This window comes from Flavobacterium beibuense F44-8 (assembly GCF_000769915.1).
Lineage (GTDB): Bacteria > Bacteroidota > Bacteroidia > Flavobacteriales > Flavobacteriaceae > Flavobacterium > Flavobacterium beibuense.
Genome location: NZ_JRLV01000021.1, coordinates 20,101 through 39,843, shown reverse-complemented (window position 1 = coordinate 39,843; position 19,743 = coordinate 20,101). Strand labels below are relative to the sequence as shown.

At 38.3% G+C, this 19,743-nt stretch carries 24 protein-coding genes; 15 read left to right on the top strand and 9 right to left on the bottom strand.

What is annotated here, in order from left to right; genetic code table 11:
* Positions 1-238 precede the first annotated feature (238 nt).
* Positions 239-391 (top strand): hypothetical protein, encoded by a 153-nt coding sequence (locus Q763_RS17860; protein ID WP_157499458.1) that lies wholly within the window; start codon positions 239-241, stop codon positions 389-391.
* 30 nt (positions 392-421) lie between these two features.
* Positions 422-658, top strand: a complete 237-nt coding sequence (locus tag Q763_RS14940; RefSeq protein ID WP_035135770.1) for a hypothetical protein — start codon at positions 422-424, stop codon at positions 656-658.
* Positions 659-761: 103 nt separating this feature from the next.
* On the opposite strand, the gene Q763_RS14935 is transcribed toward Q763_RS14940, so the two are convergent.
* From Q763_RS14935 to Q763_RS17580, 6 genes are all read right to left on the bottom strand, one after another.
* Positions 762-1,193 (bottom strand): DUF6526 family protein, encoded by a 432-nt coding sequence (locus tag Q763_RS14935; protein WP_035135769.1) that lies wholly within the window; start codon positions 1,191-1,193, stop codon positions 762-764.
* Between the two features lies 1 nt (position 1,194).
* Positions 1,195-1,809, bottom strand: coding sequence for an N-acetylmuramoyl-L-alanine amidase (locus Q763_RS14930; protein ID WP_198133475.1), 615 nt, complete (start codon positions 1,807-1,809; stop codon positions 1,195-1,197).
* Between the two features lie 89 nt (positions 1,810-1,898).
* The gene (locus Q763_RS14925; RefSeq protein ID WP_035135768.1) at positions 1,899-2,459 is read right to left on the bottom strand and encodes a YdeI/OmpD-associated family protein; all 561 of its coding nucleotides are present in this window, start codon (positions 2,457-2,459) and stop codon (positions 1,899-1,901) included.
* Between the two features lie 10 nt (positions 2,460-2,469).
* Positions 2,470-3,159 (bottom strand): HAD family hydrolase, encoded by a 690-nt coding sequence (locus Q763_RS14920; RefSeq protein WP_035135767.1) that lies wholly within the window; start codon positions 3,157-3,159, stop codon positions 2,470-2,472.
* A 57-nt stretch (positions 3,160-3,216) separates the two neighbouring features.
* The gene (locus Q763_RS17585) at positions 3,217-3,774 is read right to left on the bottom strand and encodes a putative glycolipid-binding domain-containing protein (protein WP_084596087.1); all 558 of its coding nucleotides are present in this window, start codon (positions 3,772-3,774) and stop codon (positions 3,217-3,219) included.
* Positions 3,775-3,871: 97 nt separating this feature from the next.
* On the bottom strand, positions 3,872-4,882 hold the full coding sequence (locus tag Q763_RS17580) for a M48 family metalloprotease (protein ID WP_052123465.1): 1,011 nt from the start codon (positions 4,880-4,882) through the stop codon (positions 3,872-3,874).
* A 199-nt stretch (positions 4,883-5,081) separates the two neighbouring features.
* Here Q763_RS17580 and Q763_RS14905 point away from each other — a divergent pair, with 199 nt between their 5' ends.
* From Q763_RS14905 to Q763_RS14885, 5 genes are read left to right on the top strand one after another with little or no spacing between them, the layout of a single operon-like run.
* Positions 5,082-5,705: a TetR/AcrR family transcriptional regulator gene (locus tag Q763_RS14905; protein ID WP_035135766.1), complete on the top strand. Its 624-nt coding sequence runs from the start codon at positions 5,082-5,084 to the stop codon at positions 5,703-5,705.
* Positions 5,695-7,044, top strand: a complete 1,350-nt coding sequence (locus tag Q763_RS14900; protein ID WP_035135764.1) for a TolC family protein — start codon at positions 5,695-5,697, stop codon at positions 7,042-7,044. The genes Q763_RS14905 and Q763_RS14900 overlap by 11 nt, the downstream gene beginning before the upstream one ends.
* 11 nt (positions 7,045-7,055) lie before the next feature.
* A complete protein-coding gene (locus Q763_RS14895) occupies positions 7,056-8,135 on the top strand; it encodes an HlyD family secretion protein (RefSeq protein WP_035135762.1) in 1,080 nt (359 codons plus the stop codon).
* Between the two features lies 1 nt (position 8,136).
* Positions 8,137-9,726: a DHA2 family efflux MFS transporter permease subunit gene (locus tag Q763_RS14890; protein WP_035135760.1), complete on the top strand. Its 1,590-nt coding sequence runs from the start codon at positions 8,137-8,139 to the stop codon at positions 9,724-9,726.
* A gap of 20 nt (positions 9,727-9,746) precedes the next feature.
* Positions 9,747-10,037 (top strand): DUF3861 domain-containing protein, encoded by a 291-nt coding sequence (locus Q763_RS14885; protein WP_035135750.1) that lies wholly within the window; start codon positions 9,747-9,749, stop codon positions 10,035-10,037.
* Positions 10,038-10,142: 105 nt separating this feature from the next.
* Here Q763_RS14885 and Q763_RS14880 read toward each other — a convergent pair whose 3' ends face one another.
* Positions 10,143-10,592: a hypothetical protein gene (locus Q763_RS14880; RefSeq protein ID WP_035135749.1), complete on the bottom strand. Its 450-nt coding sequence runs from the start codon at positions 10,590-10,592 to the stop codon at positions 10,143-10,145.
* Positions 10,593-10,598: 6 nt separating this feature from the next.
* Entirely contained in the window at positions 10,599-11,357 is a 759-nt protein-coding gene (gene yaaA, locus Q763_RS14875) for a peroxide stress protein YaaA (RefSeq protein WP_035135747.1), read from the bottom strand.
* A gap of 112 nt (positions 11,358-11,469) precedes the next feature.
* On the opposite strand from yaaA, the gene Q763_RS14870 reads away from it, so the two are divergent.
* From Q763_RS14870 to Q763_RS14835, 8 genes are all read left to right on the top strand, one after another.
* Positions 11,470-12,375: an ABC transporter ATP-binding protein gene (locus Q763_RS14870; protein WP_035135745.1), complete on the top strand. Its 906-nt coding sequence runs from the start codon at positions 11,470-11,472 to the stop codon at positions 12,373-12,375.
* Positions 12,376-12,401: 26 nt separating this feature from the next.
* Positions 12,402-14,615 carry a redoxin family protein gene (locus tag Q763_RS14865; RefSeq protein ID WP_035135743.1) on the top strand — a complete coding sequence of 738 codons (2,214 nt, stop codon included), beginning with the start codon at positions 12,402-12,404 and terminating at the stop codon, positions 14,613-14,615.
* Between the two features lie 17 nt (positions 14,616-14,632).
* On the top strand, positions 14,633-15,109 hold the full coding sequence (locus Q763_RS14860) for a response regulator transcription factor (protein ID WP_035135741.1): 477 nt from the start codon (positions 14,633-14,635) through the stop codon (positions 15,107-15,109).
* A gap of 120 nt (positions 15,110-15,229) precedes the next feature.
* Positions 15,230-15,778, top strand: coding sequence for a DUF4199 domain-containing protein (locus tag Q763_RS14855; RefSeq protein ID WP_052123464.1), 549 nt, complete (start codon positions 15,230-15,232; stop codon positions 15,776-15,778).
* Positions 15,763-16,125: a VOC family protein gene (locus tag Q763_RS14850; protein ID WP_035135740.1), complete on the top strand. Its 363-nt coding sequence runs from the start codon at positions 15,763-15,765 to the stop codon at positions 16,123-16,125. The genes Q763_RS14855 and Q763_RS14850 overlap by 16 nt, the downstream gene beginning before the upstream one ends.
* A 184-nt stretch (positions 16,126-16,309) precedes the next feature.
* Positions 16,310-16,897: a Crp/Fnr family transcriptional regulator gene (locus Q763_RS14845; protein WP_035135738.1), complete on the top strand. Its 588-nt coding sequence runs from the start codon at positions 16,310-16,312 to the stop codon at positions 16,895-16,897.
* Positions 16,898-17,010: 113 nt separating this feature from the next.
* Positions 17,011-17,886, top strand: a complete 876-nt coding sequence (locus Q763_RS14840; RefSeq protein WP_035135736.1) for a pirin family protein — start codon at positions 17,011-17,013, stop codon at positions 17,884-17,886.
* A 51-nt stretch (positions 17,887-17,937) separates the two neighbouring features.
* Complete coding sequence (locus Q763_RS14835; RefSeq protein WP_035135734.1) at positions 17,938-18,468, top strand: YceI family protein; 531 nt, start codon at positions 17,938-17,940, stop codon at positions 18,466-18,468.
* Positions 18,469-18,665: 197 nt separating this feature from the next.
* Here Q763_RS14835 and Q763_RS14830 read toward each other — a convergent pair whose 3' ends face one another.
* Positions 18,666-19,706, bottom strand: a complete 1,041-nt coding sequence (locus Q763_RS14830; protein WP_035135732.1) for an RluA family pseudouridine synthase — start codon at positions 19,704-19,706, stop codon at positions 18,666-18,668.
* Between the last annotated feature and the right edge of the window lie 37 nt (positions 19,707-19,743).

Below are 19,743 nucleotides of genomic sequence, written 5' to 3'. Positions count from 1 at the left end.
ATAATACACTACTAATTTACTCACTATTACAACCTGTTTTACAACTCATTGCGTGAATTGTTTGTTAAACTTTCCTTTATATATGCTAACTATCAAAATGTTAATTAGCTACTATTACTGCATTTAAGGATTTTGTTAAAGCTTTTTATAACATTTCCCATAAAAATCAGTGTTAATTAACTTCAATATCAGTAAGTTATAACTGAACTTTGTATACATCAATTAAAAGGAACAGATTATGAATGTGAATAATGATGATAAAAATCAAACTCCTGCACCAAAAGTATCAGGCGGGAAGGATTTAAGTGAGAAAAAAACTCCAGAGTTGAAAAAGAATTTTAAAAATGCTGAGAAAGGTGCTTCGAAAAAGGAAAATCAACCTGACAATTAAAATTAGTATTAATGTTTAAATGTAAGTGTTATGAGTACCGAAAAAAGCAACAACATCTACACGGGGCAAATGGGAAACAGACCAAGTGAACCTATAAGTGCCCGTGGTCGTAATGCCGACAGAAGTTATTACAAAGATGAGATGAACAGTGGAGCCTTTATTGCCCACAACATAAGCCAGGGAAGGGATGTACGTTCCAGAACCTATAATGAGGCCGAACAGACCTGGAAGGAGCAGCGAAAAGCTAACCCTGATACTAACCAATAACATACAGCCTGAAAGGGCTACAACATATAGGATAAGAGAGTTTTTTGTGTGGTTCTAAACTATCTATTTCGAAAGAAGCCTGCTAATTAGCAGGCTTCTTTTATTATACGCGTTGATTATCGGCTTTCCAGTGCTTTATTGACTTTTTAATTGCTTTAGGATCGAGGTTCTCGGCTATTGCCTTTTCCAGCAGTGACGGCATTTCTTCATCGGGGGCAAAACGCAGGGCAAACAACTGCCCTTTGCTTAGCTTATCTTCATAAGGTTCAAGACGATTACCAGTAGTCGCGAAATAACGGTAACGCAATTCCTGCATTACAATCCTGTCCTGTAATGTTAAGGCATAGTGTTGTCTTAGCATAAACGATAACAAAGTAATAGAAAAGAATGCCAGAAACAGGAATATCCATATAAGCCGGTTTTCGTTATCAAATGAACGGCCTACGCAAAATCCCATTACTAACAACATCACCGGATAAAATATAAAGTGATGCGGAGTGTAATACCTTATATGGTTTTTAAAATTCTGTTCCATGTTATTCTATTTCCTTAAGGAAGTTTACAATGCGTGAAGCAATTTCTTTTTGCCCGTCCTGTGATGTTAGGTATTGTCTGTCGTTTTCATTTGAAAGGAATCCCATTTCAAACAGTACACCTGGTACCTCTGTATTTTTTAGTATATAAAATTTAGCCTCTTTTACAGGGGCTACTTCAAACCTGTCACTCATCGCAGCAGATAATTTAGCAGCATACTCTTTTGATTTTTGATTTTGGGCAACATCCTGACCAATATAAAATTCCATTCCTGATTTATCTGATTTACCAGTCATATTAATATGCAGGGATAAAACCAAATCAGGTTTAATATTATTAATAGTTTCAACCCTGTCTGTAAGTTGCTGGAACTCATCTTCGTTTCTCGTAAAGTGAATCACTACTTCTTTATCATCATTAAGTTCCTTTACCTTTTGGGCGATTGATGCTACAATGTCTTTCTCTAAAAAGTCATCGTGCTTAGCTCCAAAGTCTTTACCGCCATGACCGGCATCTATAACAACATTGATTTTTTGGGTTTCGGTTTCAGGTAATGCAAAGGCAAAACAAACAACTACCGCCATTGCAGCAAGATTTCTGATAAGGTGTTTTTTCATAATTAGTTGGTTTTTAAGGTTACTGTATATACAGTACAACATCAAAAATAACGGAAAAATTGTATTAAACAGTTTGAATTTCAATATTTTTAACGGAGCCTTATACCATTTTCACTAGCTTCTATAAGCTTTTCAAGCCGTGATATTTTAGTTTTTTCCTGCTTGGCAGATGTAACCCAATGCCTCATAAGATTTTTATAATAAGGCGGCTGATCGTTAAAAAACACCCATGCTTTTTCATTCTTTTCAAAAATATTTACCTGATCTGTACTAAACTCGGCAGGAGCTTTCCTTTCATGAGAATATATTTTGGATCGGTCCTCGTTAAGCTTTTCATAGGCAGCAATCCCCATAGGGAAAACCCTGCCCAGCTGCAATTGTTCTTCCATCTTTTTTACGTTTACAGCGCTCCAAACACTGTTGGGGCGGCGTGGTGTAAATCGTATAGAATAGACCTCCTCACTAACGGTTCGTCTTATCCCGTCTATCCAGCCAAAACACAAAGCCTCATCTACCGATTCCGGCCAGGTAATACTTGGCTTTCCCGTACCTTTTTTATAATAGCCTACAAGCAGTTCGGTTTTAACCTCATGGTGTTTTTCAAGCCATTCCCTAAAATGAGCCGGAGTTTCAAAAAAGTGTAATTCCATAGCTTTATTATTAGGAAAGTATAGGTATGATTTCGTTAAGCTTTTTAATTTCGTAAAAATTATCGTGCTCAATTTCGTGGTCTATCATTTCGTGTGCCCATGTAGTTTTAAACGGAACATGACACGCATATCCGCCTATGTTAAGTACCGGCAACACATCTGACTTTAATGAGTTACCAATCATAAAAAACTCATGTGGCTCTATATCCAGCCTTGAAAGCAGTTTGTTGTAATTGAGTTCCTTTTTATCTGCCATTACTTCTATGTGGTGAAAGTAATGCCCCAGTCCTGAATCGTGTAGTTTGCGTTGTTGATCTTTAAGGTCGCCTTTTGTAGCCACTACCAACCTGTACTTACCCTGTAAAGCTTTAAGGGTCTCCTCTACCCCATCCAGTAACACAATAGGTTTTTGCAGGAGCTCTTTCCCAAGATCTATAATTTTTTGAATATGTTTTACGCTAACCGTACCGTCTGATACTTCAATAGCCGTTTGTATCATGCTCAGTATATAACTTTTTATACCGTAACCATAAAGCGGAAGGTTATCTACCTGATGTTTAAAAACTGCTGCCGAAAGGCTTTGATGGGACAGGTAGTTTTCCATCAAACCACAAAATTTCTTTTCGGTTTCCTCAAAATAGGGTTCATTAATAAACAGGGTATCGTCGGCGTCAAAAGCGATTACTTTAATGGATTTCATGGCGTATTATAAAAGTTTTTCTACAAATTTACAGATTTTAACCTCATCACGCCACACTTATCTTACCCTTATCAGTTCAAACATACCTGGATAATCTATTACCAGTCCGTTAGCATCAACGGTAATGTCAGCCTCAAAATCTTTCAGGTTATCAAAGCGATACAGCATATTACCCAAACGGGTATACTTTTGTCGTTCACGGCGCACTTCATTTTGCAGTACATCAATATAAATAACACTTAGTTCGGTAGTTTCACCCTCGACAAGGTGCAAACCATTTACCGGAAGTGTGTTGGTAAATGGCGAAATGGAAATATCTACATAATTACAGCCCTCAAAATTAAAATGAGGCAAATTCTTTTTACATTTCCAATGCCCATTTTTATCCAGTGAAAGCGCATGTTTATAGGTGTTATCGGCAATACTGGCACTTATTTCAAACGACTGAACCTCCCAATCCCTGTTAAGCTGTAACCAGTATTCGGTATATATAGGCTTACGTTTTGCCCAGCCTTCAATTTCAGAATGCACCATGATGCTTGTATCATGATAATTTACGGCACAGTATTCATCTGTGTCATACATCAACCCCTTCCATAAAATACTCAACTGCATAACCGTAAAAAATTAAAAAGCGGTTTTGACATGTGTATCAAAACCGCATCTAATTTACTATTTTTCAGCCAAATAATCAATGATTAAAATCACAGAATCACCTCCTTGCCCTAAGAATTCCCACTTTATTTCCCGAATCGTTCATTAGGACTCCGCCATGAGCTATATACAGGTTAGTATCGGCATTATCGGTAAGCATCATTTTATACCCCGCCTTGTTAGAACGTACCAGTTTTGCTACCATATATACCTTGTCTTTATCCACCTGTACAAGGTTTCCTCTTTTGGTTAGATAGTACTCCCCTTTAGGATCAGAACTAAAGTAAGCATCACTGGCAATATTGTTATTGTATTTAGCACTTTGCTGAATCTTCTCTGCTCTTGTCGGTTGCTTTTTAACCGCTACCTGTTTAGGCTTTACAGGTGCTTTTGCAACAGGTTTAGCTTCAGTTCTGGTTTCAGGTTTTGGCGTTGAAGCGGTAGTTTTTACCTGTGCAACTGCAGCCATATTTGCCTGAGCGCTTCCGTTTGCTCTTGTCCAGCCCGTTGCTATGGCAACAAGCCTGTCACTTTTTGGCGGATGCGTATGCGAACCCTTTATACTGGCTATGGTTTCCATAACTGCCTGAGCATCGGTAAGGCTTGCTCCCAATTTGTTTAGTACAAATCCCGAAAACTCATCGGCATCCAGTTCGGTTTGGGGTCTGCTGCCTACATTATCAAGGGTGTGCCCGTTAAGGTGATGCCCTATTTCGTGTGCCAGTATACTAACGGCTGCCCAGTCACTACCACTTACGGTATTGATGCTCGACATGAATTTAGGATTGTATAAAATGTATCGTTTACCTTTTAGTACAACCGCTGCCGCATTAGGTACATTTGCTGCACGCAGTTCAAAATTGGCTTTTAACCCAATTACCGACATGATGTTTTTTATCACCGTTTCGGCTTTTGCATCGGGTTTAAAGGCATGTATATCGCCCGTAACCTTTTCGCCATAATAACTGCACATTTGGGTATATTTTGCCGATGCAAACACCTTTTGCGCGTGTACTCCGGCGGCATTACATAGGGCTACGATAAGTAGTAAGGCTTTTAAAATCTTCATAGGCCAGAGAGAAAATAAATTTAACATTTGGTTATCAGCTATATAATAGTAACGGGATATTTTTAGGTGTTAGTATGAATTTTAACACCCTGGTGTACTAAAACGTTTTCTGTTAATGACATGTTAATCTAACAATTAAACAAACGTTTAATTTAAACAATCGTTTAACTTTGTGCTATAATTTTGAAATTGGAAAACAATGACAGAATACAACGAAAAACAACTCGATATCCTCATGGCAGCAGAAAGCCTGTTTGCCAGCGAAGGTTTTGACGGGACATCAATAAGAAGCATAGCAAAAGCCGCAAAGGTTAATATTGCTATGATTTCTTATTACTTCGGGTCTAAAGAAAAAATGCTTGAAGCACTTATTCTGCACCGTACATCTGACATGAAAATGCAATTAGACAACATTTTCAAGGAAGACCTTACCCCGCTTGAAAAGGTAGAGCGCCTTATAGACCTTTACATTTCGCGCATCAACAAAAACAAATGCATGTACCAGATTTTGCACTTTGAGCTTTCTACAAAGAAAAGGCTGATGGACATGAAATCGTATGCCGAAGTTAAGCAGCAAAATATGGCGGCTTTTAGAAAAATAATAAAGGAAGGACAGGAATCCGGCTTGTTTAAAACAAACATAAACATTGAGCTTATCCCTCCTACCATTATGGGTACCCTTGTGCATTTCCAGATGAACAGACCATTTTTTGAGGCAGAACTGGGTATTAAAACAGATGAAGCCTACGAAAACTATATAAAAAACGAATTAACGAGTCACATTAAACAAACAATTAAAGCCCTTTTAGTTCATGAAAACTAAGAATTTACTATTGGGAGCCACACTGTTTATATCGGGGTTTGCAACACTGCAGGCACAAGAGAAAAAACAGTTAAGCCTTGATGATGCCATAGGCATGGCAGTTACCCAAAGTACCGAGGCAAATCTTGCCGATACAAAAGTTTCCACTTCAAAATTTGAAATGGAAAGCGTAAAAAATAACGTTTACCCTGAGGTAAAACTTTCGGGTCAATATCAAAGGTTAACTAATCCTAATGTTACACTTAGACTACCTACCGGCGACAGTAATGATGGCGAAACAGCATCGGGTTCTCCAAAAGTAGACCAGCTTATGCTGGGTATGGCTACCGTGGGTATGCCTTTGTTCTCTGGTTTTAAGCTTAAAAACAGTGTAGAGGCATCTAAAGATGCTTATAATGCAGAGACTTTTAATGCTGCACACACTAAAGAGCAAATTGCCATGCAAACCATAGTGCTTTATTCTAACCTGTATAAGGCACAACAGTCGGTTAAACTTATAGAGGAAAACCTTAAGAGTGCTAACCAGCGTGTTACCGACTTTACAGCTATGGAGCAAAACGGTATCATTGCACGTAACGACCTTCTTAAAGCACAGCTGCAGGCATCAAACATTCAACTGTCTTTAGAGGATGCTAAAAAAACAGTTTCTACAATTAACTATCAGCTTGTAACTATGCTAAAGTTACCTGAAGGAACACAGGTAGAACCTAACCCGGCTTACTTTGAAAACTCTGAAGAGATGGTTACCGCAGTTACTGCCGAAGAGGCTATTAGCCAGCGAAATGACCTTGAAGCCCTTAGATGGGAACAAAAGGCAAGCGAGGCTAACATAAAAGTGGCTCAGGCAGACTACTACCCTACCGTTACACTTTTAGGAGGATATGCAGCGGTAGATATTAAGAATGTTTTCCAGGTTACCAATGCCATTAACTTTGGTGTAGGTGTATCATACGACCTGTCTAACCTGTTTAAAAACAGTAAGCATATAAAATCGGCTTCAAGCCGTGCCGAAGCTACTAAGCAACAGGTAGAGTTACTTACCGACAGGATTAAAGTACAGGTACAGGAGTCTCTTGAAAACTATAACCTTGCCATTAAGCAAAACAGAGTGTATACTGAAGCTGTCACTCAAGCCGATGAAAATTATCGTATTGTAAAAGATAAATACGATAACGGCCTTAGTGATACTAACGACCTTTTAGAGGCCGATGTACAACAGCTACAGGCAAAGCTTAACGAAACATTCTCAAGAGCAGATATAACGCAACGTTACTACGAACTGCTTAACGTTTCAGGAAAATTAATCAATTCATTCAAAATTACTCAACAAAATAATTAATATACCTCCTCATGGAAAAAAAGAAAACAAACAAGAAGTTTCTTATCATACTTATAGTACTTGTTGCCGTGGGTGCTACATATGGTACTTATAAATATTTACACTCCCTTGCTCACGAAACTACAGATGATGCACAGGTAGAAAGAAACATGAGCCCTATTATACCCCGAGTAACAGGTTACATCACTAAGGTATATGTAAAAGACAACGATTATGTAAAAAAAGGTGATACCCTTTTTGTTATAGATAATAATGACTACATCGTTAAGGTAGAAGAGGCTAAAGCTGCTCTTTTAGCTGCCGAAGGTAACCTTGCCGTTGCAAAGGCAGATGTAGGTAGTGCTACAGCAAACGTATCGGTATCTGATGCTAATTTACAGTCTACAAAAGGTAACATAGAGGCTGCTAAAGTAAGATTATGGAGAGCTAATAACGACTTTGAGCGTTATGAGAACTTATATAAAAACCACTCAATAACTAAACAGCAATTTGAGCAGGCGCAAGCTGCTAAGCAGGAGGCGGAAGCCCAACTGAAAGTACTTGAGCAACAACAGGCGGCCAGCAACTACCAGAAAAATGCGATTATTTCAAAATCAAATGTATCCAACAAGCAAACGGAAGTTGCTGCTGCCAATATTGAGCGTGCCAGGGCTGCACTTAATGCTGCCGAACTTAACTTAGGTTATACAGTAGTTACAGCTTCTGTAAACGGACAAATATCGGCTGTTGATATACAACCGGGACAACTTGTAGCTCCGGGTCAGGCGTTATTCTATATTACAGATCACAGCGAAACATGGGTAGTTGCCAACTTTAAGGAAACTCAGCTTAACAAAATGAGAGCCGGACAAAAAGTAGGTATTAAAGTAGATGCTTATCCTGATATTGAGTTTGAAGGTGTTATTACATCATTCTCGCCTGCAACAGGAGCAAAATTCTCTCTATTACCTCCTGATAATGCTACGGGTAACTTCGTAAAAACAGTACAGAGACTACCTGTAAAAATCAATTTAACTGAAAATAACGCGAAAGAAAAAGTAGACCTGCTTCGTCCCGGAATGAACGTTGAAGTAGATGTACACTTAAAATAATATGGCAGCAACAGTAACACAGGATGACAGCCTGGTAGAATATGGCTTTAGGCGGGTAATTATTACCATTACCGCGGTACTGTGTGCCCTGCTTGAAATTGTAGATACTACCATTGTCAACGTAGCGCTAAATGAAATGCGCGGTAGCCTTGGGGCAACGCTTACTGATATTGCCTGGGTAATTACCGCTTATGCCATCGCTAACGTAATTATTATACCAATGACGAGCTGGCTGTCACAACAGTTTGGCCGTCGAAACTATTTTGCCGTATCTATTGTAGTATTCACCGTAGCATCATTTTTATGTGGTAATGCTACCAATATCTGGGAGCTTGTATTATTCAGGTTCATACAGGGTATGGGTGGTGGTGCACTACTTGTAACGGCACAAACCATTATTACCGAGAGTTACCCTGCCGAGAAAAGAGGTATGGCACAGGCCATATATGGTATGGGTGTAATTGTGGGGCCTACATTGGGTCCGCCACTGGGAGGTTACATTGTAGATAATTATTCATGGCCTTATATATTTTACATCAACGTACCTCTGGGTATTATTGCAACCCTGCTTACGCTGATTTATGTAAAGAGCCCTAAGTATGGCGAAAAGATGAAAGCCAATCAGGTGGACTGGTGGGGTATTATTTTCCTTGCCTCCTTTATCGGGTCGCTGCAATATGTACTGGAACACGGACAGCAGGATGACTGGTTTGCCAATGGTACAATAGTCACACTGAGTGTTGTAACCGTATTTGGTTTACTCGCCTTTATATGGAGGGAAATGACATACAAGTTCCCTATTGTAAACCTCAGCGTATTAAAGGACAGTAACCTGCGTATTGGTACCATAATGTGTTTTATACTAGGTTTCGGTTTATATGGCTCTACATTTATAGTACCTATATACACCCAGTCTGTTTTAGGATGGACGGCACTCGAAACCGGTTTATTACTTATACCAAGCTCATTGACAACAGCTTTTATGATGCCTATTATTGGTAAGCTTATACAAAGAGGTATACCGCAAACTTACATGGTAGCATTAGGTTTCCTTATCTTCTTCTTCTTTACGTTTTGGATGCACAATATCATCACAAACGATACAGGGGCAGAACACATGTTTTGGCCACTTATATTAAGGGGTATGGGACTGGGATTACTTTTTGTACCTATTACTACCCTATCGCTTTCTACCCTACAGGGTAAAAGTATTGGTGAGGGTGCTGCCTTTACAGGTATGATGCGTCAGTTAGGAGGTTCATTTGGTATTGCAATTATTACCACATTTATCTCACGTTTCGGGCAGCAACACAGAGTAGATCTTATATCTCACTTAAACGGAGCCAGTTTTGAGGTACAGCAACGTGTACACCAATATCAGCTTAAGTTTATGGGTAATGGTTTTTCTGCCAGTGAGGCATTGGCAAAAGCACACCAACTACTGGACCTTAATGTTACAAGACAGGCAACTATATTGTCGTACATGGATGTATTTATGTATCTGGGCATCTTGTTCCTGCTTTGTATACCATTCATACTGCTTGTAAGGCGTGGTAAGGGTAAAGTAGACATGAGCGAAGCCATGCACTAAAATTTTAAAACAGCTAAAAAATGAATTCAAAATATAATCATTATAAAGTAACGCTAGAGCACACGCACAACCCAAAAGGTGACGAACTGCAGGAAGCCGTTAGTGTTGAATTTGATAACCACGATAACATATTCAACATTATCAAAATACTACAGGAAAAAAACCTTTTTAGCAGCGATAGTGAAACAGCCGAGTTTGCCATAGGACTTAAAATGTTTGGGGAAGTAATGCTAAGAAACAGGGAAAACCCTTTGTTTAGCGAGTTATTTCCGGCTTTTAAAGCCTTTATGATGAAACTCAAATCAACATAAGAAAGGTTAATTATTTGATTATATATAAATTGTTTTGGTTATTACACCTTTACCTGGTGTGTTCAAACAAAAAACTCCGAAGACCTGTCTTCGGAGTTTTTTTATCTATAAGAATTTTATAAATCCCTGTGTAATACTTTTTAGTTTTACATCATAATACCTGTCAAAAATCCACTTGCCTTTTGTAAAAATAAAAGCAGACCAACATTCTATATTTATTCTTTTGGGCATATGCTTTGCATCGGGCAGTTTATAGTTGTATACAAACTCTAAAATATCGTTTTCCTTTGGCTCATAGTCAAAATCAAAACAATAATCATTGTTGAGTAAATCCAATAAATATTCTGCAGATAATTCTCCTATAGTATGTGAAACACCTCTATATTGGGAAAATTCCATTGAATATAAGTCACACTTGCCCAGGTATCCTGATAAAGTCCATGTATATTCGGTTTCCAGATAAGCCTCTTCAAAAATAAGTTTCTGATCTTTAGTTACTCTGTGATATGTTACCGAGGCTGAATTTTCATCCCTTTCAATAAATCGTATTTCCATAAGGAATTACCTTGTAAACACCAGCTTATTTCCTTTAGATAGGCTGGCATCAAACTTATAGCCTTCGTAGTCAAAACCTTTAAGTCCGTTTAGGGATCTAACGTTATTGTCAATTATATAGCGCACCATCATCCCCCTAGCCTTTTTGGCAAAAAAGCTTATCATTTTTAGTTTACCGTCTTTATAGTCCTTAAACTCCGGAGTAATTACAGGTACTTTAAGCGCTTTTGTATCTACAGCATCAAAGTATTCTTTACTTGCCAGGTTAATAAACAGTTCGTCGTCTTTAAGCTCATCATTCAAAGCCTGGGTAATGGTCTTTTTCCAAAACTCATATAGGTTTTTACTTCCTTCAACCGGCATTTGGGTACCCATTTCCAGTCGGTACGGCTGTATCAGGTCTAGCGGTTTTAAAAGTCCATACAGTCCTGATAGTATCCTTAAACTATCCTGAAGTTTATTAAGCTTTGCGGTAGGGATAGTATAGGCATCAAGCCCTGTGTATACATCTCCGTTAAAAGCATAGACGGCTGGTCTTGCATTTTTTGTGGTAAAGGGCGTATGCCAGTCCTGATTGCGTTGCCAGTTCAAATCGGCAAGTTTTTTGCTTATACTCATCAGCTTACCAAGTTCATCCGGCAACTTTTCTTTTAATACACTATGTATCAACTCACTTTGTGATAAAAAGGAAGATTCTGAATGTTTTCTTGTAGGAAGTTTTGTGTCAAAATCCAGCGATTTTGCGGGAGATATAACTATTTTCATATACTAATTTGTTATCTTTCAAAGTTAGTAATTGTAACATTATCGGCAAAACATATACGTATAACATAAAGGAGTAGTTTAATGCTCCGCCAAACCATTAACCAACTAAAAAATGACAGATTACATTATAAGGACAGAGCACCTTACTTTTCATTATTCCAAAAACAGAAAAGCTCTCGACAATGTTTCTCTAAACATACCAAAAGGTTCTATTTATGGCTTTTTAGGTCCTAACGGAGCAGGAAAATCAACCACCATGCGCCTGCTTACCGGTATACTGCCACAGCAGGACAAATCTATTTATCTTTTTAACAAGCCCCTTGACCAGCAGCTACCCAAAGCTTTTGATCGTGTTGGTTCACTTGTGGAAAGTCCTGCATTATACCTTCATCTTAGTGGGTATGATAACCTGAAGTACATAGCAAAACTTCGCAATGTTCCTGAAAGCAGAATTAACGAAGTACTGGAGCTGGTAGACCTGCAAAGGGACGCTAAAAGAAAAGCTAAGGCTTACTCTCTGGGTATGAAGCAGCGCTTGGCGATTGCAATGGCTTTACTGGACGAACCGGAACTTTTATTACTGGACGAACCTGTAAACGGACTGGACCCTAACGGTATACAGGATATACGAAAACTACTGGTAAGGCTTAATAAGGAAAAAGGAGTTACTATTTTCGTTTCCAGCCACCTGCTTGCTGAAATTGAGAAAATGTGTACTCATGTAGGGATTATCAGTAAAGGGAAAATTCAGTTTGAGGGCACTATGGAAGAGCTTTCCAAAAAATCAGGACTGTGTAAAATACGTATCACTGTAAAAGATGCCCAGCGCTGGTATGATGAACTGGTAAAGGAAAACCCTACCGTACAAATGGACAATAACACACAGTTTTCCCTTGAGCTTCAAAACCGCGAGGAGATTCCCGTATTTACAAAAGAGCTTGTAAATAAAGGTGCCGAGATTTATGAGATTAAAATCCTTGACGGCCTTGAAGAGTGGTTCATGGCACTTGTAAACTAATTATAACCTTACCAACACATATCATAATGCAAAACTTTATAACTGCCCTAAAGGCAGAACACCTTAAAAGAAAAAAAACGGGAGTATATCTTACCGCCATCATACTCGGGGCATTTATTCCGTTAATATATGCGATAGCTTTTATTACTCAAAATGAAACTTCACAACCGGGGTTACCTTATAACATATATGCGCAAACGCTGGAAATGATAACCAGCTCATTTACTGATTTCTTTTTACCATTGCTAATACTTATTTCTGCCAGCAGGCTAACACAGCTTGACCATAAAAACGGAGGCTGGCAGCTAATGGAAACACAGCCTTTAAAGAAAACATCCATATACTTTGCAAAATACACTCAGCTAATTTTAGTGACTTTTGTTTCGATTTTAACCTTTATTGCTGCATCATATCTTGGATCGGTGCTTATTAGCTTATTTATAGATATGCCTGAAAATGCTAGTATAAGTTTTGATTTTGGCCTTTCTTTTTGGCTCATGGTAAGAATGTTGCTTGCCGCCTTATTATTTGCTTCGGTACAATATGCTGTATCAGTCTTACTGCCTAGCTTTATATGGTCTATGCTAATTGGGCTTTTCCTTTTATTGGGGTACATGATAGCCGTTAACTTTAAGGCATTCCCTAGCTGGTTTCCGCTGGAAACATTAAAAAAGGTAGGTAATTATACTAAAGGAAGTGACCTGGGGTATTGGATTACCTATTCGGAAATTATAAGTGTACTAAGCAGCTTCATTGTACTTTACATAGGCTTTATGTGGTATAAATTTAAAAGTATAAAAAGAGCTTTTGTAAGCCCCGGTACAAGAATAGGAGCATTAGCAGGAGTACTGATTGTTTTTGGTGGTGCAATTTGGTACATGACAACACCAAATACTATGTCACCCTACTCAAAAACGGTAATTAGTGGTACGATAGAAAGTACTACCCCTATAGATAAAATATACCTGGCAGATAACTTTATGGGTGATACACTTGCCGAAATAAATATTAGTGATGGTAAATTTCATCAGGTAGTAAATAATGATTTCCCTCTTGATATCTATCATCTTAAAATAGGTCAAAACGTAGCCAATGTTATTTTGAGCAACAAGGACAGTCTTTTTGTAAAGTTAAGAATTAACAAAGAAAATGGAGAAATTGATTACTATGGTACCAGAGTTGCAGAAAACCAGTATGCAAAAAATAAAAAGGAAAACATATCATGGAGTTCTGTCGCTTATGGCTTAGACCAAAACCGTAATCTTGACAAGCCTGCTAAGTTTATTGACGACCTGATTTCAGAATGGAAAGAAAGCATCAACAAATCGGATAATTTTAAAACGGTTGATAATTATGTTCCGCGTGAAGACTATAAACTTCAAAATAAAAGGCTATTAACCATTACTTACCTTAATTACTGGAATGATTTTGTAAAAAAACGTAAGGCATTATACCCTGAAGAAAAAACAGAACCTACAGAAGAAATCAAAGAAATGATTGCAACTGTACCTCTTAACGATGAAGGGCTATTAAGTAATGAAGATTATTTTAGGTATTTAAAATCACAAATAATTGCCGAGAATAAAGAAGAGGTAGACGAAAATACTAAAACACTACAGGCCATTGAAAAGATGGAAAAAGGTAGTTTTAGGGACAAAATGTTGTACTGGCAGTTAGATAAAAGTATTAAGGAAGCATCCAACAATGAAGAAAGAAACAACACCCTGGCAAAATACAGTGGTTTGTTTACTCAAACCAACTATATTGCTAACCTAAATGCAACCAATAAACTATATGCCAGCCTTGAAGCAGGAAAAGCAGCTCCACAATTTGAAGCCATTGATAAAGACCAAAAAGTATATACCCTAAACGAACTAAAAGGTAAATATGTGGTTATGGATGTTTGGGCTACCTGGTGCGGACCTTGTGAAAGGGAGCGCCCTAGCTTTGAGAAAATGGCTATTAAATACAAAGATCAGCCTGTACAGTTTGTTGCTGTAAGTATGGACAGAAGAATAGAAGACTGGTATGTAGAGGTTAATAACAGGTCTAAATCAGTACTACAGCTACATATTAATGATATTTCCAAATTCAGTAAGGAATATAACACTCAAAGCATACCTCGTTTTATACTGATTGATCCGGACGGGAATTTTGTAAATTCACAATTTCCGCGACCATCAGATGCCAACTTTGAAAAAATGTTGAGGGATGCCTTAGGTCTTGAAGAAGAAAAATAGTTTTTATATTTGCCCTGATGATCAAGGCAATTAAAAAACATAAAGGCGCTATACTATACGGTTCCAGCCTTGCGTTGCTACTTTTACTGCTGCGCTGGCTGGAATTTCGTTTTTTAATACTAAGCACTTCGCTCGATATTTACATTGGCATCATCGCTGTTATTTTTACAGGGCTTGGGGTTTGGCTTACTTTAAAACTGTTTAAACCCAAAGCAAAAACAATTGTAATAGAGAAAGAGGTAGAAGTATACGTTACCCCATCCCCTCAGTTTGAGCGTAACCAAAAAGAACTGGACAACCTCAACCTTACCTCCCGCGAACTGGAAGTACTAGAACTTATGGCAAAAGGAATGAGCAATCAGGAAATTGCCAACCAGCTTTTTGTATCCCTAAACACGGTCAAGACACATTCGGGCAAACTTTTTGAAAAAATGGAAGTAAAAAGGCGTACCCAAGCCGTAGACAAAGCTAAAACACTGAGCATCATACCTTAGCACATATCACCTAAAAGTTGTAATTTTATAAAAGACAGTAAAATCACCCGAAAGGATGAGGCAGTTTTGTGTGATATTATTCATTTTTGCACCATAAACAAACACTAAAACAATACAGGTATGAAAAAAACTATTCTCATTTATGGCCTTATAGGAGGTGTAATAAGTACACTTGGATTTGTGTATAGCAGCATAACGGGACACATGGACATGACCAACGGAATGATTATTGGCTTTGCCTCAATGTTCGTTGCTTTTTCGTTAATTTTTGTTGCTATTAAAAGTTACAGGGACAAACAGGCAGGAGGTGTTGTTTCATTTGGTAATGCTTTCAAAATGGGTGTGCTTATGTCGTTAATTACATCTTCCATTTATGTTATTGTATGGCTTGTAGCCCTGTATAACTTTTTTCCTGATTTTGCCCAGCATTATGCCGACATGCAGGTAGAAGATATGAGGCAGGCAGGAGAATCGATAGAAAAAATAAATCTCCAGATTGCCGAAAACGAAAAGATGGTTGAGGCCTATAAAAACCCTATAGTAGTAATACTGTATACTTACATGGAAATTTTACCAATTGGGTTACTGTTTTCGCTAATAGCTGCAGCAATACTTCGTAAGAAATCAAAAAATAATACTGACGAACTTAAATCATGGCTAAAGTCATAGGAATAGGCGGATTATTTTTCCGATCAAAAGACCATGTTGCTTTAAGCAAATGGTATGAAAAGTATTTTGGCATTAAAACCGTAGGTAGTGGTGAAGTGTGGAAAACCGAAGCCGGAACTACTGTATTTGCTCCTTTTAAGGCCGATACCAAATATTTTAGCGAACCGCAACAGTTTATGGTAAACTTTAGGGTTGAAGGACTGGATGAGTTTATTGAAACATTAAAAGCCGACGGTGTAAAGATTGACGAACACCGTGAAGAAATGTCGATGGGAAAATTTGCATGGGTTTATGACCCCGACGGTAATAAAATAGAACTATGGGAACCAACTCCCGAAAGTAATTAAACAAAGAGCTGTCTTAAAAGTATTGTCATTTTGAGCGAAACGCAGTGAAGTCGAAAAATCTCTGATAAACGATTAAAAGATTCCTCTACAAGGTCAAAATGGAAAAACAGTACATTCTACTTTTAAGGCAGCTCTTTTTTTGTACCTGTAAATCATCTATATTTGTTGTAAACACTACACATTTATGGACAGGTATTCCCAAATTAACGAGAGCATTAGCCGCTATGTGACCTTTAGCAAGGAAGAGCTTGATATTTTAAACTCCCAACTGGAATACAGAGAAGTTCCTAAAAAAACCATAATGCTGCATGAGGGTGAAATGTGCAACTTTGAGGCTTTTGTAATTAAGGGATGTATCCGTAAATATTATATTGACTCTAACGGACACGAGGTTATATTACAGTTCGCTATAGAAAACTCGTGGGTTAGCGACATCTCTTTCAGTATATATGAAGACAGACCCAGCCATACCTTTATAGAAACACTGGAAGATTGTGAACTGCTTATTTTCTCTCCTGAATCTAAAGAAGAACTTTTTAAACAGGCTCCGCGCTTTGAAAGGGCTTTCAGGATATTACTGTACCGCAACCTTTCCGTTACTCAGGACAGGCTTTTTAATACCATCGCAAAAACAGCAATGGACAAATACCTTGAGTTTTTAGACCACTACCCTTCACTGCCCCAGCGTGTGGCACAACACTACATTGCTTCTTACCTGGGCATATCGGCCGAGTTCCTTAGTAAGGTAAGAGCCAAGATTGCCAAAAACTAAGTACAGACTTTAGATCAATAACTTTCGGTTAAAATGTATTTCTTGTCCTAGTTCAATGTTTTGGGTTTTAGTATTACGCAACTTTGTACTGTAATATTAAAACAACCACTACTATGAACCGTAAAGATTTTATAAAAAAAGGACTGATGGGCACCGGGATGTTTGTTGCTTCATCTACAGTTGGAGATACACTTAATAACGATATAGACGAAATAAAACCGTTAGACCCTATAGGCTACAACCATTTGCCTAACGAGGATACTAAAATTAACGAAAGTACTGTACTACATAAAGCCAATACCCGCGGGCATGCCAATCACGGGTGGCTGGATTCGCATCATACATTTAGTTTTGCTAACTATTATAACCCCGACAGGATGCACTTTGGTGTACTAAGGGTTTTAAACGACGACCGTGTAGATCCCGGAATGGGCTTTGGCACTCACCCTCACGATAATATGGAAATTATTTCCATTCCGCTTGAAGGCGATTTGGAACACAAGGACAGTATGGGTAACACTGCTGTCATTAAAAACGGGGATATACAGGTAATGAGTGCCGGCACCGGAATTTACCATAGCGAATACAACAAAAATAAAGACAAGCTTACCAAGTTCCTTCAAATTTGGGTATACCCTAATAAAAGGAATGTAACACCAAGATACGACCAGATAACGCTTAAAGCGGAAGAAAGACACAATAAACTGCAACAGATACTTTCCCCAAACCCCGATGATGCCGGCGTATGGATACATCAGGATGCATGGTTCCACTTAGGGAAATTTGATAAGAACAAAAGCTTAAAATACGACTTTAAGAAAAAAGGCAACGGTGTTTATGCTTTTGTGCTAAACGGTGACTTTAAACTTAACAATATAGCACTAAACCACAGGGACGGACTGGGCATTTGGAATACTAACAGCATTGCCATTGAAGCTTTGAGCGACAATGCCGAAATATTATTAATGGAAGTTCCTATGACAATTTAATTTTACGTAACTTAATAATACAAAATCAATAACAATTAAATATTAAAAATTATGTCTACAACAAAATGGGTAATAGACCCTTCGCATTCAGAAATAGGATTTAAAGTAAAACACATGATGTTTACTAACGTTTCAGGTAGTTTCCAAAAATTTGACGCTTATATCGAAACTAACGGTGACAACTTTGAAAACGCTAAAATGGAGTTTACAGCAGAAGTAGATTCTATCACTACAGGTAGTGCCGACAGGGATGCTCACCTTTTAAGCGCCGACTTTTTTGACGCTGCAGAGTTCCCGCAGTTAACTTTCTCGGCTACTTCATTCACAAAAGAAGACGAAGGAGAATACACTCTTAAAGGAGACCTTACTTTACATGGTGTTACAAAACCGGTAAAACTTGACGTAGAGTTTGGCGGACTGGCAAAAGACCCTTGGGGAAATACAAAAACAGGTTTCTCTATTACAGGTAAAATAAACCGTAAAGACTGGGGGCTTAACTGGAACTCAGCTCTTGAAGCAGGTGGTGTTCTTGTAGGTGAAGAAGTAAAACTTGCTATCGAACTTCAGTTTATCAAACAGTAATTAGTTTACTTTTATATATGTTTCCTTAAACCTGCAATCCCTTTAAAGGGTTGCAGGTTTTTTCAATAAAAAACTCCCAACCGTTACAGTTGGGAGTTTTTTTATTTTTTAGATTCTTGTTTGAGATTTCTCCTTCGTCGAAATGACAGTTAATATCGATTTCAAATCAACAAATAACCAAATCAACAAACCACATACTATTCCTCTTCGTCAGCAGTATGCGATTTAGAGTAAGTTCTCCATTTATCAAGGCATTCTACCATATCTGCAGGCAGTTCACTGTTAAAACGCATAAACTCTTTTGTGGTAGGGTGTTCAAAACCAAGTGTCTTGGCATGCAGTGCCTGTCTTGGTAATATTTTAAAGCAGTTATCAATAAACTGTTTGTATTTGGTAAACGTAGTACCCTTTAGTATTTTGTCTCCGCCATAACGGGCATCGTTAAACAGGGTATGCCCTATGTACTTCATGTGTACACGTATCTGGTGGGTACGCCCCGTTTCCAGTCGGCATGACACAAGGGTTACATACCCCAGGCGCTCCAGTACTTTATAATGCGTTACAGCGTGTTTTCCCTGCTCTCCGTCAGGATAAACCGCCATTTGCATTCTGTCCTTTAAATGCCTGTCTATATTACCTTCAATAGTACCTTCATCTTCGGCTACATTACCCCAAACCAGTGCGATATATTCCCTTTCAGAAGTCTTATCGGCAAACTGCTTAGTTAGGTGTGACATGGCCTGTTCGGTTTTGGCAATAACCAAAAGCCCCGATGTATCCTTGTCAATTCGGTGTACCAGTCCAGGTCTTTCGCTACTGTTCATTGGCAGGTTTTCAAAATGGTAAGCCAGTGCATTTACCAGCGTACCACTATAATTACCGTGCCCCGGGTGCACAACCATACCAGGCTCCTTATTCACAATAAGCAACTGGTCGTCTTCATACACTATGTTAAGCGGAATGTTTTCCGGCTCCAAAAGGTATTCATAAGGCGGATGCTCCAGTAGTACACGCACTACATCATTAGCCTTAACCTTGTAATTGGATTTTACAGGAACATCATTCACATAAATATTCCCTGCTGTAGCTGCCTGCTGTATTTTGTTCCTCGTGGCATTTTCCACAAGGTTCATTAAAAACTTATCTACTCTAAGCGGTGCCTGTCCCTTTCCTGCCTCAAAGCGATAGTGCTCATATAGCTCATCTTCCGGTTCCTGCTCTGTTATAACCTGACTCATTATTTATTTTTGGTGTATATTATTTATCTTGTGAAGT

What these genes read in the sequence shown, in the direction of transcription:
- Q763_RS17860 (WP_157499458.1), top strand. Translation starts at nt 239, where the DNA reads ATGAATGTGAATAATGATGATAAAAATCAAACTCCTGCACCAAAAGTA.
- Q763_RS14940 (WP_035135770.1), top strand. Translation starts at nt 422, where the DNA reads ATGAGTACCGAAAAAAGCAACAACATCTACACGGGGCAAATGGGAAAC.
- Q763_RS14935 (WP_035135769.1), bottom strand. Translation starts at nt 1,193, where the DNA reads ATGGAACAGAATTTTAAAAACCATATAAGGTATTACACTCCGCATCAC.
- Q763_RS14930 (WP_198133475.1), bottom strand. Translation starts at nt 1,809, where the DNA reads ATGAAAAAACACCTTATCAGAAATCTTGCTGCAATGGCGGTAGTTGTT.
- Q763_RS14925 (WP_035135768.1), bottom strand. Translation starts at nt 2,459, where the DNA reads ATGGAATTACACTTTTTTGAAACTCCGGCTCATTTTAGGGAATGGCTT.
- Q763_RS14920 (WP_035135767.1), bottom strand. Translation starts at nt 3,159, where the DNA reads ATGAAATCCATTAAAGTAATCGCTTTTGACGCCGACGATACCCTGTTT.
- Q763_RS17585 (WP_084596087.1), bottom strand. Translation starts at nt 3,774, where the DNA reads ATGCAGTTGAGTATTTTATGGAAGGGGTTGATGTATGACACAGATGAA.
- Q763_RS17580 (WP_052123465.1), bottom strand. Translation starts at nt 4,882, where the DNA reads ATGAAGATTTTAAAAGCCTTACTACTTATCGTAGCCCTATGTAATGCC.
- Q763_RS14905 (WP_035135766.1), top strand. Translation starts at nt 5,082, where the DNA reads ATGACAGAATACAACGAAAAACAACTCGATATCCTCATGGCAGCAGAA.
- Q763_RS14900 (WP_035135764.1), top strand. Translation starts at nt 5,695, where the DNA reads ATGAAAACTAAGAATTTACTATTGGGAGCCACACTGTTTATATCGGGG.
- Q763_RS14895 (WP_035135762.1), top strand. Translation starts at nt 7,056, where the DNA reads ATGGAAAAAAAGAAAACAAACAAGAAGTTTCTTATCATACTTATAGTA.
- Q763_RS14890 (WP_035135760.1), top strand. Translation starts at nt 8,137, where the DNA reads ATGGCAGCAACAGTAACACAGGATGACAGCCTGGTAGAATATGGCTTT.
- Q763_RS14885 (WP_035135750.1), top strand. Translation starts at nt 9,747, where the DNA reads ATGAATTCAAAATATAATCATTATAAAGTAACGCTAGAGCACACGCAC.
- Q763_RS14880 (WP_035135749.1), bottom strand. Translation starts at nt 10,592, where the DNA reads ATGGAAATACGATTTATTGAAAGGGATGAAAATTCAGCCTCGGTAACA.
- yaaA (WP_035135747.1), bottom strand. Translation starts at nt 11,357, where the DNA reads ATGAAAATAGTTATATCTCCCGCAAAATCGCTGGATTTTGACACAAAA.
- Q763_RS14870 (WP_035135745.1), top strand. Translation starts at nt 11,470, where the DNA reads ATGACAGATTACATTATAAGGACAGAGCACCTTACTTTTCATTATTCC.
- Q763_RS14865 (WP_035135743.1), top strand. Translation starts at nt 12,402, where the DNA reads ATGCAAAACTTTATAACTGCCCTAAAGGCAGAACACCTTAAAAGAAAA.
- Q763_RS14860 (WP_035135741.1), top strand. Translation starts at nt 14,633, where the DNA reads ATGATCAAGGCAATTAAAAAACATAAAGGCGCTATACTATACGGTTCC.
- Q763_RS14855 (WP_052123464.1), top strand. Translation starts at nt 15,230, where the DNA reads ATGAAAAAAACTATTCTCATTTATGGCCTTATAGGAGGTGTAATAAGT.
- Q763_RS14850 (WP_035135740.1), top strand. Translation starts at nt 15,763, where the DNA reads ATGGCTAAAGTCATAGGAATAGGCGGATTATTTTTCCGATCAAAAGAC.
- Q763_RS14845 (WP_035135738.1), top strand. Translation starts at nt 16,310, where the DNA reads ATGGACAGGTATTCCCAAATTAACGAGAGCATTAGCCGCTATGTGACC.
- Q763_RS14840 (WP_035135736.1), top strand. Translation starts at nt 17,011, where the DNA reads ATGAACCGTAAAGATTTTATAAAAAAAGGACTGATGGGCACCGGGATG.
- Q763_RS14835 (WP_035135734.1), top strand. Translation starts at nt 17,938, where the DNA reads ATGTCTACAACAAAATGGGTAATAGACCCTTCGCATTCAGAAATAGGA.
- Q763_RS14830 (WP_035135732.1), bottom strand. Translation starts at nt 19,706, where the DNA reads ATGAGTCAGGTTATAACAGAGCAGGAACCGGAAGATGAGCTATATGAG.